Genomic DNA, 12897 nt, shown 5'->3' on the forward strand with positions numbered 1-12897 from the left:
CTGCACGATGTGCTGCACCGCGCACCAGCGCGCACCGCCTTGGCTGGCAATGCCGGCGAGCCCGCCGCACAGGCGCTGGAACAGCTGCTTGCGCAATGCCAGGGCAATGTCTCCGAGGCGGCGCGCCAGCTCGGCGTCAGCCGCTCCACCATCCACCGGCGAATCCAGCAGCTGCAGCTGGGCGTGCGGCATGCCCATTGGCGCGGGACATAGCACGGCCTTCGCCCCAGGGCCCATGCGATGTCCATGGCGGCTGGCCGCGGCGATCGGCCCGTCGGTCGCAGCGCCATGTCAGTCGCAGTGCAATTTCAGTCGCAGCGGGCGGTCATGCCGCCGTCCACGACAAGCTCGGTTCCCGTCACGAAGCGGGCCTCGTCGCTGGCCAGGTACAGGGCGGCACTGGCGGTATCGCGGCCATCGCCCATGAAGCCCAGCGGGATGCGCCTGACCCGCGAGGCCAGCAGCGTCTCCACATCGCCGCCTGTGCGCTGCCTGGCCAGCCGCGCTTGCACCATGGGGGTGTGCAGCTGGCCCGGCACCACCGTGTTCACGCGAATGCCGTCAGGCGCATGCTGCACGGCCACCACGCGGGACAGGTGGATCACGCCGGCCTTGCTGGCCGCATAGGCGACCTGCGCGCTGCCGGTCCAGCGCAGGCCCGAGGTGGACGCCACGTTGACGATGGCGCCGCTGCCGCGTTCGACCATGTGCGGGAGCACATGCTTGCAGGTCAGAAAGACGCTCTTGAGGTTGATGTCGATCTGGCTGTCCCAGTCCTGCTCGCTCAGCTGAATGGGGCCGCCGGCTGCGGAGCCGCCCACGTTGTTGATCAGGATGTCCGGGACGCCCCAGGCCTGCAGGCAGGTCTGGACCATGGCCTTGACGCTGGACGAGTCGGTGACATCGCAGATGCAGGTCGTGATGGACGCTGCCGCCTCGCCGGCCAGGGACAGCGTTTCGTCAAGCCGCGCCTGGTCACGGTCCACCGCCAGCACCTTCGCGCCTTCCTCCGCCAGGCGCACGGCCATGGCCCTGCCGTTGCCCCAGCCTGCTGCCACGCATCCGGCCCCCGTAACGATGGCTATCTTGGACTTGAACCTGCTCATTGGCTTTCCTCATGTGACACGGTGGAGCCGCTGTGGCAAGCGGCGATGCAGGCCAGTTTGCGATCGATGCCGGCAAAGTTAAACTGGATGGCGCCTATACCAGCTATGTTGAATACCTATGGATCTGCGCCAACTGGAGTACTTCGTCGCCGTGGTGGAGCACGGCAGCATCAGCCGCGCGGCCGTGGCGCTGAATTTGGCGCAGCCGAGCGTGAGCCGCCAGATCGCACTGCTGGAAGAGGAGCTGGGGCAGCGGCTGCTGGACAGGACAGGGCGCGGCGTGGCAGCAACCGCGGCCGGGGAGACACTGCTGTCGCATGCACGCACGATGCTCAACTCGGCCAGCCAGGCGCTGTCCGATCTCAAGGAAATGCATGCCGAGCCCGTCGGCAGCGTGGTCGTGGGCCTGCCCCACCGGGTGGCGGCAAGCCTGGCCGTGCCGCTGATACGGGAGTTCCGGCGCCGGCTGCCGCATGCACTGCTTTCGGTGGTGGAGGGGCTGAGCCTGTCCTTGCGTGAGGGAATGATTGCGGGCCGCATCGACCTGGGTCTGATGTTCGACCCTGCTCCGACGCCCCTGCTGTCCTACGAACCCCTGATGCGCGAGTCCATGCTGCTGGTGGCTCCCAAGGGCTACCGGTTGCCGTCGCGCATCGGCCTTTCGGCCCTGGCGGACTTTCCGCTGGTGCTGCCGGGCACCCATAACCCGATACGCAGCCTCGTGGACGCCGTCCTGCTGCCGCGCAAGATCCGGCTGAACGTGGTGGCCGAGGTGGGGGCCGTGCACACGGCGCTGTCCGTGGTGGAGGAGGGACTGGCTTGCTCCATTCTTCCGGACAGTGCGTTGAATCTGGCCGGTGCCCGCACTGGCATACAGTCTGCGCCCATCGGCCCGCCGGCCATACGCAACCAGCTCGTGCTGGCCATGCCCAGGGCGCGTCCCGCGAACCGGCTGATCGCGGAAACCGCCAAGTTGCTGCGCGAGCTTGACTTTCGCAAGGGCGCCCGCGCCGTGTAGGGCATGCCTCCCGGATCGGAAGCGGCAGGTCAGTCGATGCGGATGCCCGCTTCCCTGACGGCCTTGCCGATCTTGTTCAGGTCGTCAGCGATCAATTTCCGGAACTGCGCAGGACTGGACTTCGCGGGGACAAAGGACAGTTCGGCGAACCTGGATTTCAGCGACGGCGCCTCCACGGCCTTTGAAATTTCGGTGTTCAACCTGTGGGTGATGTCTGCGGGCAGGCCGGCCGGGCCCCAGATTCCGTACCAGGACAGGAGCTCGAACCCGGCAATGGTGCCCTCCGCCAGCGTCGGCACATCGGGCAGCGACGGGACGCGGGTCTTGCTGGTGACAGCAAGGGGCCGCAGACGGCCGGCCTGCACGAAGGGCATGACACCCGGCATGGGCGAGATGGCCGCGGAGACATGGCCGCCGATCACGTCCGTCAATTGGGGAACGGCACCCTTGTAGGCGACGATGTCCATCTGCAGGCCAAGGGCCCGGTTCAGCATCTCTTCGCTCAGGTGGCTGGTGGTACCCAGGCCGGAAGTCGCCCAGGTGTACTTGCCTGGATGGGCCCTGGCCAGTTGCACGAACTCTGCCACGGTCCTGACGGGCAACTCGTTGGTGACCGCCACGATCAGCGGCACGTACCCGATTTGCCCCACGGGCGTGAAGTCACGCTCGGCGTCATAGGTTTTCTTGGAACTGACCAGCGGCAGGTAGGCGTGGCTGGAGGCATTGAAGATGAGCGTGTATCCGTCAGGCTTGGCCTTCTTGACCTGCAGGGTTCCCAACAGGCCGGAAGCCCCCGGAACGTTCTCGATCACGATGGCCTGGCCCAGCTGCCTTTGCAGTTGGTCGGCCACCAGGCGGCCCACGGTGTCGATCGAGCCACCCGGCGTGTACGGAATCACCATGCGGATCGGCTTGCCCGGATAGTCTTGCGCGCACACCAGGGTGCAGGTGGCCCAGGCAGCACAGGTCATGGCGATCTTCCAGGTTTTCCTGATGGCGGCTGCGGGCGTGTGGATGGTCATCGTTGTCTCCTGAGCACTGTTTCTGTCCGGCGCATCCCCGAAGGGGCCGGGTGTCTTGCGGGCAAGGGCTGGCCTAGGCGGCGTACACGCGGCGCGTGAATGCCGCAATGGCGTCTGCCATGGCAAGGGGCTGCTCGGGCGCCAGGGCGTGGCCCGCGTCGGCAATCACCTGTTCCGTCACCCGCTCGCCCAGGCAGGACTTCATCACATGGGGGATCACGACCGCGTCATGTTCGGCCCGAAGGTCCAGTATGGGAACGGTCGTTCCTGCGCTGAAGTAGTCATCGACGGGCGTGACGCGCCGTGCATGGCCTTGCGCTTCATGGGCCTGGGCGTTCCACCCGTCCAGCCAGGCGCTGGGGTCATGTCCCGGGGCAAAGAAGGCGCGGCGCAGGCAGTCCAGGCGCTGCTCCCTGGACAGCCGTGCATCGCCCGCGCCGTCGATTGCGTCCCGCAGGCGGCCATACGGCATTTCGTCCGATCCCGGCGGCAGCTTGCCTGCCGAGGCGGCGGCCATGACGACGCCGCGCACCAGGTCCGGCCTGTCGGCCGCCAGCATGCGCGCCGGCTGGCTGCCCCAGGCATGACCCACGACCACGACAGGGCCGGTGGCTTCGTGGTCGATGACGGCCGCGACGTCGGCTGCGAAGTCATGCAGCGTCAGCCCCTGCATGGGGCCACGGCTTTGGCCTATGCCCCGAGGCTCGGGGCGCAGTACCCGCAGCCCTTGCGCCTGCAGATGGCGGGCAACGACGTCGTAGTCCCGGCCGGAACGGGCCAGCGATGGCAGCATGCAGACGACCGGCCCTGCGCCCTGGTCCGCATACTCGATTTGAATCTCGTCCTTCGCAGCCTGCGGGCGGTAGCGCACGAGCCGGCGAGTGACGCCGGTTGTCTCCAGATGGGTGTTTGTCATGCCGCCAGTCTGGGTTTCGGGCGCCATTGCGATAAGGCAATGCAGCCTATATCAGCTATGTTTTTTCCCTATGCAAAGCGGGCCGCCCGCAGGTGCGCGGAACGGCGGGCAAACCTCACCGTTTCTCCAGCAGGCTCTGAATCTGGCGGCCCAGCTGCAGCAACGCCGGGTGCAGCTCCTGCACGATGGCTGGCACAGGCTCCGTCGTGGACACGCTGCAGTTCAGGACATAGATGGCATCGGGTGTCACCAGCGGCGTGGCCAGTGCAACCACTTCCGGCTGCCACGATGCAGCGCAGAAGCCTTGGCTTTTCACGGACCTGATGGCCGCCTGGATCTGTTTTTCCAGGTCGCGCCATTGGGCGCCTCTCTTGAGCCTGAAGCTGTCGAACAGTGCCTTGCGCCTGGCAGGCGGCGCCACGGCAAGGTAGGCACGGCCCAGCGACGTCAGCTCCATGGGCACGCGCTGACCCGACACCACATGCCTGAGCACAATCCGGCGGTTGTAGCGGATCGATTCCAGATAGACCATCTCGTCCCTGTCGGGACAGGCCAGGCCCACGTTGATCCTGCGTGTCTCGGCGAGGGTGCGCATCAGGGGGGCCGCCATCGACAGCACTGTCGATCCGGTACGCATGGCGTGCGCCAGGCTCAGGACAGCGGGAGCCAGGCGAAAGGCGCGGCTTTGGTGATCGGCCTGCAGTATGCCGCAGCCCACCAGGGTCTGCGTCAGCCGGCTCACGGTGGCCTTGGACAGTCCGGTGCGTTCCACCAGGTCGCCGTTGCCCAGCAGTTCCGACCCGGGCCTGAACGCACGGAGTATTTCGATGCCTCTTTCCAGGGAGCGGTTGCTCGGGGACTGACCGGGCTTGTCATGGAGTATGGGGGATCGCCTGTGGGTCATGTTGCTGCCGCCTGCGGGAGGACCGGTTCATCCTCGGTTGAAAGCCTGGTTCTTGCTGCACAGGCGCGGGCGCCTGATGGCGTGGAGTATTCCACCGAAAGGATGGCAGATGAAAACGCAAGTCCTGGCGCGCTCGCTGTGCGGTTTCACTGGTTGGAACATGGGGGATCACAACTGCGGTGCGTTTCCCTAAGCTTTCACCAATCCGTCGCCAGCGTCATCGCAACGCTTGCGCATGGAACGGACCTCTGCCCATAGAACCAGGAGACACACCATGCTTCGTTTCGCCGCCCGCCGTTGCGCCAGGGCCATTGCGCTCATTGCCGTGCTCGCGACTGCCTGCAACGCAGTCTTTGCAGCCTTCCCGGAAAAGCCCGTGCGCCTCGTCGTGCCCTTCGCGCCCGGTGGCGGAACCGACCTGATCGCACGCACGCTGGGGGCCGAGATGGCCAAGGACCTGGGCCAGCCCGTCATCGTGGACAACAAGCCCGGTGCCGGCACGATCATCGGCACCGACAACGTTGCCAAGAGCGCGCCGGACGGCTACTCCGTGGTCGTGGCTTCCTTCGCGCACGCCGTCAATCCGGCGCTGCAGGCCAAGCTGCCGTACGGGAGCAACAAGGCCTTCGCGCCGGTGATCCTGATCGGCCGCGGCCCCAACGTGCTGGTGGTGCCCGCCGCCAGCCCGTACAAGACGGTGGCGGACGTGATGGCCGCCGCCAAGGCCAGTCCCGACAAGCTGACCTATGCCTCGCAGGGCGCAGGAACGTCGGCGCATCTGGCGGGTGAGCTGTTTGCCAACCTGGCCAAGGTCAGGATCACCCATGTGCCCTACCGTGGCGCAGGCCCGGCACTCACCGATCTGATGGGTGGCCAGGTGGACATGATGTTTGCCACCGCGGCGGCGGTATCCACCTTCATCGACAACGGCAAGCTGCGCGTGCTGGGTGTGACCACGGCCGAGCCGTCTGCGGCCTTCAAGGATGCGCCGCCCATCGCCGTCACCGTCCCGGGCTACCGCGTCGAGAGCTGGTACGGCCTGTACGTGCCGGCCGCCACGCCCGCTGCCGTGATCGAGCGCCTGAACACTGCGGCCCGCAAGGCGGCCCGTTCGCCGGACTTTGTTCGCAAGCTGGAACACGAAGGCCTGGTGGTCAATGCCGGGCCGGCGGCGGAACTGGACACCTATGTGCAGGCCGAGGAAAAGCGCTGGGCCCAGATCGTCAGGCAAAACAACATCCATCCCGATTGATCGCATTGCCCGCGATCACCTTGAGAGCACGCCATGAACTACGAACTGATCCAACTGAATGTCGCCGATGCGGTGGCGACCGTGACCCTGAACCGCCCTGACAAGCGCAACGCCATGAGCGATGACATGCGCACCGAGTTCATCGATGCCCTGGAGCGCGTGGCGGCAGACAAGGCCATCAAGGCCCTGGTGCTGACAGGCGTGGGCAAGGGCTTTTGCGCCGGCGGGGACATTGCCGGAATGCAAAGGCGCATGAACGCGCCTGCGGGCGAGGTGGGCTTCAACGGCTGGCAGCGCCAGCAGCGCGTGCACCACGTCCAGGCCCTGTTGCACACCATGCCCAAGCCCGTGATCGCCGCCGTCAACGGCGCAGCGTCGGGCCTGGGCGCGGACACGGCGCTGGCCTGTGATTTCGTCATTGCCAGCGAGTGGGCCAGCTTCGCCTGGAGCTATGTGCTGCGCGGCATCATCCCCGACGGCGGCGGCATGTACTTCCTGCCGCGCCGCGTGGGCCTGGCCAAGGCCAAGGAGCTGATCTTCACCGGCCGCCAGGTCAAGCTGCCGGAAGCCCTGGCCCTGGGCATCGTGGACCGCCAGGCCAGCGCCGAGACCTTGGTGGCAGACGCCCAGGCCTGGGCGCGCGAGCTGTCCTCGGCTTCTTCCACCGCGCTGGCATTGACCAAGACCATCCTGAACCAGAGCTTCGAGCTGTCTTCGCACGATGTCTTCGCACAGGGAAGCCAGGCCCAGGGCATCTGCTACACCAGCAGTGAACACCGCGCATCGGTGGAGGCCTTCCTGGCCAAGACGGCCGGCAAGGAGTGATGCCATGAGCCAAGCCATTGCCAAGCTGCTGTCGCCGCGCAGCGTCGCCGTCATAGGCGCCTCTGCCGACCTGAAAAAGACCACGGGCCGCCCGGTGGCCTACCTGCAAAAGCACGGGTTTGCCGGCCGCATTCTTCCCGTCAATCCGCGCGTGGAGCGCATCGGCGATTTGCCTTGCTATCCCGATGTGGCCTCGTTGCCTGAAGTGCCCGATGTGGCCGTGGTGCTGCTGGGCGCCGAGCGTGCGCACCAGGCCGTCAGGGAACTGTCGGCGCTGGGCTGCGCGGCAGCCATCGTGCTGGCCAGCGGCTATACGGAAACGGGCGAGGACGGGGCGCACCGCCAGCGGCAGCTGATCGAGGCGGCCGGCAGCATGCGCCTGCTGGGGCCCAACACCATCGGCCTGGTCAACCTGACCGACCGGATCGTGCTGTCGCCCTCGGGCGCGCTGGAGATGGACGAGTTCCCCGTCGGAGGCATCGGCGTCGTCTCGCAAAGCGGCGGCATCCTGGGCTCGCTGCTGTCGCGCGCGGCCGCGCGTGGCATCGGGCTGTCCAAGCTCATTTCCACCAGCAATGAAGTGGATCTGGAACTGGCCGACTTCATCGATCACCTGGCCGATGACCCGGCCACCAAGGTGATCGCGCTGTATGTGGAGACGGTGCGCCATCCCGCCAGGTTCCGTGCCGCCTGCCTGAAGGCCGCGCGTGCCGGCAAGCCCGTGGTGGCCTTCAAGATCGGCCGCTCCGAGGCCGGCGCCAAGGCCGCCGTATCGCACACGGGCGCCATGGCCGGAGCCGATCGCATGTACGACGCGCTGTTCCGCCAGGTCGGCGTGATCCGTGCGCACAGCTTTGCCGACCTGCTGGACGTGCCCGCTGCGCTGGCCACGGGCCGCAGGCTGCGCGGCAGGCGCATCGCCATCCTGACTTCCACCGGCGGTGCGGGCACCCTGGTGTCGGACGATCTGGGCGTGGCCGGCTTCGACACGCCTGCGCCGGACGAGGCGACGGCCGATGCGCTGCGCGCGCTGCAGACCGGCAGCGAGGCCGTGCTGGACCGCAACCCCATCGACGTGACCCTGGCGGGCCTGCGTCCCGACCTGCTGCGCGGCGCCATCAATGCCTTGCTGGCAAGCCCCAGCTACGACGCGCTGGTGATCATCGTCGGCTCCTCCAGCCTGGCCATGCCCGAGCTGCTGGCCGGCGCCATCCAGGACTGCCTGCCCCACTCCGACAAGCCGGTGCTGGCCTACGTCAGCCCGCATGCGCCGGAAATCGGCGCGCTGCTCACGCAACGCGGCGTGCCGGCCTTCGCTGCGGCGGAAAGCTGCACGGCCGCGCTGGCGGGCATGCTGCGAGTCAACGGCTTCCAGGGTGCGCCTTCCGAGCTGGTCGTCGGCAAGGACACCCAGCAGGAACTGGACCTGCCCGTCGGCTGCCTCGATGAAGCGCAGGCCAAGGCCGTTTTCCGCCGTTTCGGCGTGCCGTGCGCGGCCGAGCGTGTGGTGCGCACCGCCGAAGAGGCCGAAGCCGCCGCGCGCGAACTGGGCGGCCGGGTGGTGCTCAAGATCCTTTCGTCCCGGATCACGCACAAGAGCGATGTCGGCGGTGTCGCCGTCGGCCTGACTGCGCAAACCATAGGTGCCCGGTTGGGTGCGATGGTGGCCGACGTGCAGGCCAGGGCGGGCGTGCGCCCGGACCGGTTCCTGGTGCAGCAGATGGTGGCCGGTGGCACCGAGCTGATCCTGGGCCTGCACAAGGATGCGCTGGGTACCGCCGTGATGCTGGGCATGGGAGGCGTGACGGCCGAGCTGTTCCAGGACACCACGCTGCGGTTGCTGCCGGACGACGGCTCTCAGCTGGGGGTGCTGAGCCTGTCTGACGCCCTGGAGATGGCCAGGGAGCTCAAGACCTGGCCGCTGCTGGACGGCTTTCGCGGCCGGCCCAGGGCCGATGCCGATGCGCTGGCCCATGCCATCGTCGCGTTCTCTGCGATGGCCGCCCGGCTGGGCGACCGCCTGATCGAAGCGGAGATCAACCCGGTGTTCGTGCTGCCGCAGGGCCAGGGCGTGTGCGCTGCCGATGGTGTGCTGGTTCTGGCCTGAGAGCGCCAGGTACTGCACATTTCTTCCAAAAAAAGACGGCCTCATTGAGGGCCAATCCAAGGAGACCACGCATGCATGCGACCGAAGTGTTCGGGCAGTTTGCCGCTCAATACCACCGTACCGAGCTTCCCGAAACCGTCATCCACCATGCCAAGCGTGCCGTGATCGACTGGTATGCCGCTTTGTTCCCGGGGCTTGGCGCGGCCCCTCTTGCACAGTTGGAGCAGGTGCTTGCCGAGGACCTGGACCGCGGGTCCTGCCGGCTTGGAAACGGCCGCATGGCCACGGCGCGGGCGGCGGCACTGTTCAACGGTTCGGCGGCCCATGCCGCCGAGGTGGACGACAGCTTCCGCGATGCCATGTACCACCCCGGGGCCGCAACCATTGCGGCGGCGCTGGCGGCAAGCCAGCAGGCAGGGGCCAGTGGCCTGGAATTCCTGCGTGCCGTGGTGCTGGGCTATGAGGTCTCCACCCGCATCGGCGTGACCCTGGGCCGGGCCCACTACCGCTTCTGGCACAACACCGGCACCGTGGGCGTCTTCGGGGCAGCGGCGGCCGCAGGGTATGCGCTGCGGCTGGATGCAGGGCCATTCGCCCATGCACTGGCCACGGCGGCCACCTTCTCTGCGGGTCTGCAGCAGGCATTCCGCATGGATTCGATGTCCAAGCCCCTGCATGCCGGGCGCGCAGCGGAGGCCGGCCTGCTGGCTGCGCAACTCGCGCACAGGGGGGTGACGGGATCGCTGGATGTGCTGGAGGGGGAGTCGGGCCTGGGCCGCGCTGTCAGCGACGGACCGGACTGGTCAGGCATCGGGGACACGCTGGGCAGGGACTTCCACATCACCCGGCTCACCTTCAAGAACCATGTCGGCTGCGGCCATACCTTTGCGGCCATCGACGCCGCGCTGGCTCTGCGCAGCCAGCATGCCCTGCGGGCGGACGACATCTGCAGCGTGGCCGTGGCCACCTATGGCCCGGCCCTGGATATCGCCTGCTACACCGATCCCGTGACCGAAAACGAAGCGCGCTTCAGTCTCCGGTTCGTGGTGGCGACGGCCTTGGTCCATGGCAGCGTGCGAATGTCCGCTTACACCCCCGAGCGCCTGGCCGATCCCGCCGTGCGCGCGATGCTCGAGCGCGTCCAGGTCTCGGTGGACCCGCAAATCGATAGGGCCTTCCCGGGAAAGAGATCGGCGCGCCTGGAAATCGTTGCCAGGGATGGACGCCGCCATGTCTGGTTGCAGCCCGATCGCAAGGGCGATCCCGAACTGCCGTTGTCGGATGGGGAGCTGGAGGACAAGTTCATGGAGCTTGCCGCTCCCGTCGCCGGCGCGGGACGTGCCCGGCAGCTGCTGTCAAACATCTGGGGGCTTGAGCGGGCGAGCTGCCTGCGGGGTCTTGCGGTCTGACAAGGCGCAAGCCCGGGGGCGGCTCACGATGCAGACTGCCGGCGCTGGATGCTGCGGATGTCGAAGGCGCCGCCGGTCTGGGCCTGGTCGCTGGTGGTGACGGCCCGCTTGCCGAGCAGGGGGAAGACCAGCTCGGCAAAGCGGATGGACTCCTCCAGGTGCGGGTAGCCCGAGAGCACGAAGCTGTCCGCACCCAGCGCGGCGTACTCGCGCAGGCGCTCGGCCACGGTGGCCGCGTCGCCGACCAGGGCCGTGCCCGCGCCGCCGCGCACCAGGCCCACGCCGGCCCAGAGGTTGGGCGCCACCTCCAGCCGGTCGCGCCGCCCGCCGTGCAGCGCGGCCATGCGCGACTGGCCCACGGAGTCCATGCGCGCATAGCCGGCCTGGGCGCGGGCGATGTCCTCGTCGGTGAGCTTGCTGATCAGGCGCTCGGCATCGGCCCAGGCCTCCTCGTTGGTCTCGCGCACGATGACGTGCAGCCGCACGCCCAGGCGGACCTGGCGGCCCTGCTGCGCGGCGCGGCGGCGGATGTCGGCGAACTTTTCGGCCACGGCGGCGGGGGGCTCGCCCCAGGTGAGGTAGGCGTCCACCTGGCGCGAGGCCAGGTCGTGGGCGGCGTCCGAGGAGCCGCCGAAGTACAGCGGCGGATGCGGCTTTTGCACCGGGGGAAAGAAGTTGCGGCCCTGCTTGACCTTGAAGTATTTGCCGTCGAAGTCCACAGCCTCGCCGGCGAGCAGGCGGCGCCAGATGGTCAGGAATTCATCGGCGTAGGCATAGCGTTCGTCGTGGGCCAGGAAGATGCCGTCGGCCTCCAGCTCGGTGGCATCGCCCCCGGGCACCACGTTGAGCAGCAGGCGCCCGCCCAGGGCCTGGTCCAGCGTGGCGGCCTGGCGCGCGCTGGAGACGGGCGCGCCCAGCGAGGTGCGCAGGGCCACCAGCAGCTTGATGCGCTGCGTGACGGGCACCAGGCTGGAGGCGACCACCCAGGGGTCCAGGCAGGAGCTGCCGGTGGGGATCAGCAGGCCGTCGTAGCCCAGCTCCTCGGCCGTGACGGCGATCTGGCGCATGTAGGCGTTGGTGGGGGCGCGGCCGAAGTCGGAGGTGCCGAGGTAGCGCGTGTCGCCCGAGGTGGGCAGGAACCAGAAGATGTCTGGCGATGCGTGGGGGTCTTGGCTCATGGGATCTCCGGGGACGATGGAAAAGACGGTGGCGCGGCCTCGCCCGGCACCTGGCCCAGGCGCTGCAGCCGCGCGCGCACCACGCTGCGGCTGATGCCCAGCTGGCGCGCGGTCTGCACCTGGTTGCCGCGGTTGCGCTGCCAGGCCTTGAGCAGCAGAGCGCCCAGCACGTGCTGCTCCAGGCCTTCGGCATGCACGTCGCACAGGCTGTCCAGCGCTTCGCCCAGGGCCAGTTCGGCGGCGGCGGCCTGGGCGCCGTGTTCGGCCTCGCGTGTGGGGACGGGATCGGGCTCGCCCTGGCTGCTGGCGATGTGCAGGTCGCCCGCGCCGATGTGCATGCCCTGGGTCAGCAGCAGGCTGCGGTGGATGACGTTCTCCAGCTCGCGGCTGTTGCCGGGCCAGTCGTGCTCCAGCAGCTTGCGCTGCGCGTCCTGGCTCAGTGCCATGGGCGCGTAGCGCATGCGCTGGCAGTAGCTCGCGATGAAGTGGCGCGCCAGCGGCAGGATGTCGGCCGGGCGCTGGCGCAGCGGCAGCACGGTGAGGGTGACGACATCGAGCAGGTAGTACAGGTCTTCGCGAAAGCGCCGCGCTGCCACCTTGGTATGCAGCGGCACGCTGCTGGCCGCGAGCACGCGCACATCGGCTGGCGTGCGCTGGCTGGCGCCGATGCGGGTGACCGCCTTGTCCTGCAGCACGCGCACCAGCTTGCTCTGGATGTGCAGGGGCAGGTCGTCGATCTCGTCCAGCAGCAGGGTGCCGCCGTGGGCGTCCTCGAAGCGGCCGGGCAGGTTGCCGAAGGCACCCGTCAGCGCACCGCTTTCGTGGCCGAAGAGCTCGGCGTTGATCAGGGCCTCGGACAGCGCGCCGCAGTTGACGGCGACAAAGGGGCCGTGGCGGCGCGGGCTCAGGCGGTGGATGTGGCGGGCCACCATTTCCTTGTCGGCGCCGCTGTCGCCCAGGATGAGGACTCCGGCCTCGCTGGCGGCCACCTGTCCCATGGTCTTGAGCAGGGCCTGCGAGGCCGGGTCTTGCAGTATCCACGGCGCGGGCGCGGCGCCGTCATCGTGCGCGGCAGAGGCTGCGGGCGCGGGCGCAGGTACGGGCGCAGGTGTTGCCGAGGACTTGCCGGGCGGCCAGGTGGGCAGACGGGTGTTCATGGC

Annotated in this window: 12 protein-coding genes; 6 read left to right on the top strand and 6 right to left on the bottom strand. The window is 68.2% G+C overall.

Annotated features, from left to right (window positions below; translation table 11 throughout):
* The coding region (locus tag ACF8O7_RS07675) for a helix-turn-helix domain-containing protein (RefSeq protein WP_392442960.1) at positions 1-213 on the top strand (213 nt) is incomplete at its 5' end.
* A gap of 95 nt (positions 214-308) precedes the next feature.
* On the opposite strand, the gene ACF8O7_RS07680 is transcribed toward ACF8O7_RS07675, so the two are convergent.
* Complete coding sequence (locus ACF8O7_RS07680) at positions 309-1106, bottom strand: SDR family NAD(P)-dependent oxidoreductase (protein WP_016450161.1); 798 nt, start codon at positions 1104-1106, stop codon at positions 309-311.
* Positions 1107-1224: 118 nt separating this feature from the next.
* On the opposite strand from ACF8O7_RS07680, the gene ACF8O7_RS07685 reads away from it, so the two are divergent.
* Positions 1225-2124, top strand: coding sequence for a LysR family transcriptional regulator (locus tag ACF8O7_RS07685; RefSeq protein ID WP_016450162.1), 900 nt, complete (start codon positions 1225-1227; stop codon positions 2122-2124).
* 29 nt (positions 2125-2153) lie between these two features.
* Here ACF8O7_RS07685 and ACF8O7_RS07690 read toward each other — a convergent pair whose 3' ends face one another.
* The 3 genes from ACF8O7_RS07690 to ACF8O7_RS07700 form a co-directional block, all read right to left on the bottom strand.
* Positions 2154-3146 (bottom strand): Bug family tripartite tricarboxylate transporter substrate binding protein, encoded by a 993-nt coding sequence (locus tag ACF8O7_RS07690; RefSeq protein WP_392442964.1) that lies wholly within the window; start codon positions 3144-3146, stop codon positions 2154-2156.
* Positions 3147-3219: 73 nt separating this feature from the next.
* Positions 3220-4062: an alpha/beta fold hydrolase gene (locus tag ACF8O7_RS07695; protein ID WP_189354077.1), complete on the bottom strand. Its 843-nt coding sequence runs from the start codon at positions 4060-4062 to the stop codon at positions 3220-3222.
* A gap of 115 nt (positions 4063-4177) precedes the next feature.
* Positions 4178-4966: an IclR family transcriptional regulator gene (locus ACF8O7_RS07700; RefSeq protein WP_074923052.1), complete on the bottom strand. Its 789-nt coding sequence runs from the start codon at positions 4964-4966 to the stop codon at positions 4178-4180.
* A 274-nt stretch (positions 4967-5240) separates the two neighbouring features.
* Here ACF8O7_RS07700 and ACF8O7_RS07705 point away from each other — a divergent pair, with 274 nt between their 5' ends.
* The 4 genes from ACF8O7_RS07705 (at position 5241) to ACF8O7_RS07720 (ending at position 10559) form a co-directional block, all read left to right on the top strand.
* Positions 5241-6218: a tripartite tricarboxylate transporter substrate binding protein gene (locus ACF8O7_RS07705; RefSeq protein WP_016453777.1), complete on the top strand. Its 978-nt coding sequence runs from the start codon at positions 5241-5243 to the stop codon at positions 6216-6218.
* 33 nt (positions 6219-6251) lie between these two features.
* Entirely contained in the window at positions 6252-7043 is a 792-nt protein-coding gene (locus ACF8O7_RS07710) for an enoyl-CoA hydratase/isomerase family protein (protein ID WP_392442967.1), read from the top strand.
* 4 nt (positions 7044-7047) lie between these two features.
* The gene (locus ACF8O7_RS07715; protein ID WP_392442970.1) at positions 7048-9150 is read left to right on the top strand and encodes an acetate--CoA ligase family protein; all 2103 of its coding nucleotides are present in this window, start codon (positions 7048-7050) and stop codon (positions 9148-9150) included.
* A gap of 71 nt (positions 9151-9221) precedes the next feature.
* Positions 9222-10559 (top strand): MmgE/PrpD family protein, encoded by a 1338-nt coding sequence (locus ACF8O7_RS07720; protein ID WP_349335493.1) that lies wholly within the window; start codon positions 9222-9224, stop codon positions 10557-10559.
* 23 nt (positions 10560-10582) lie between these two features.
* Here ACF8O7_RS07720 and ssuD read toward each other — a convergent pair whose 3' ends face one another.
* Together ssuD and ACF8O7_RS07730 are read right to left on the bottom strand one after the other, a co-directional pair.
* Entirely contained in the window at positions 10583-11737 is a 1155-nt protein-coding gene (ssuD, locus tag ACF8O7_RS07725; RefSeq protein WP_046988041.1) for an FMNH2-dependent alkanesulfonate monooxygenase, read from the bottom strand.
* Positions 11734-12894, bottom strand: coding sequence for a sigma-54-dependent Fis family transcriptional regulator (locus ACF8O7_RS07730; RefSeq protein WP_047217980.1), 1161 nt, complete (start codon positions 12892-12894; stop codon positions 11734-11736). Before ACF8O7_RS07730 ends, ssuD begins: the two co-directional genes overlap by 4 nt.
* Between the last annotated feature and the right edge of the window lie 3 nt (positions 12895-12897).

Source organism: Delftia sp. WSY_16 (genome assembly GCF_043104415.1).
GTDB lineage: Bacteria > Pseudomonadota > Gammaproteobacteria > Burkholderiales > Burkholderiaceae_C > Comamonas > Comamonas tsuruhatensis.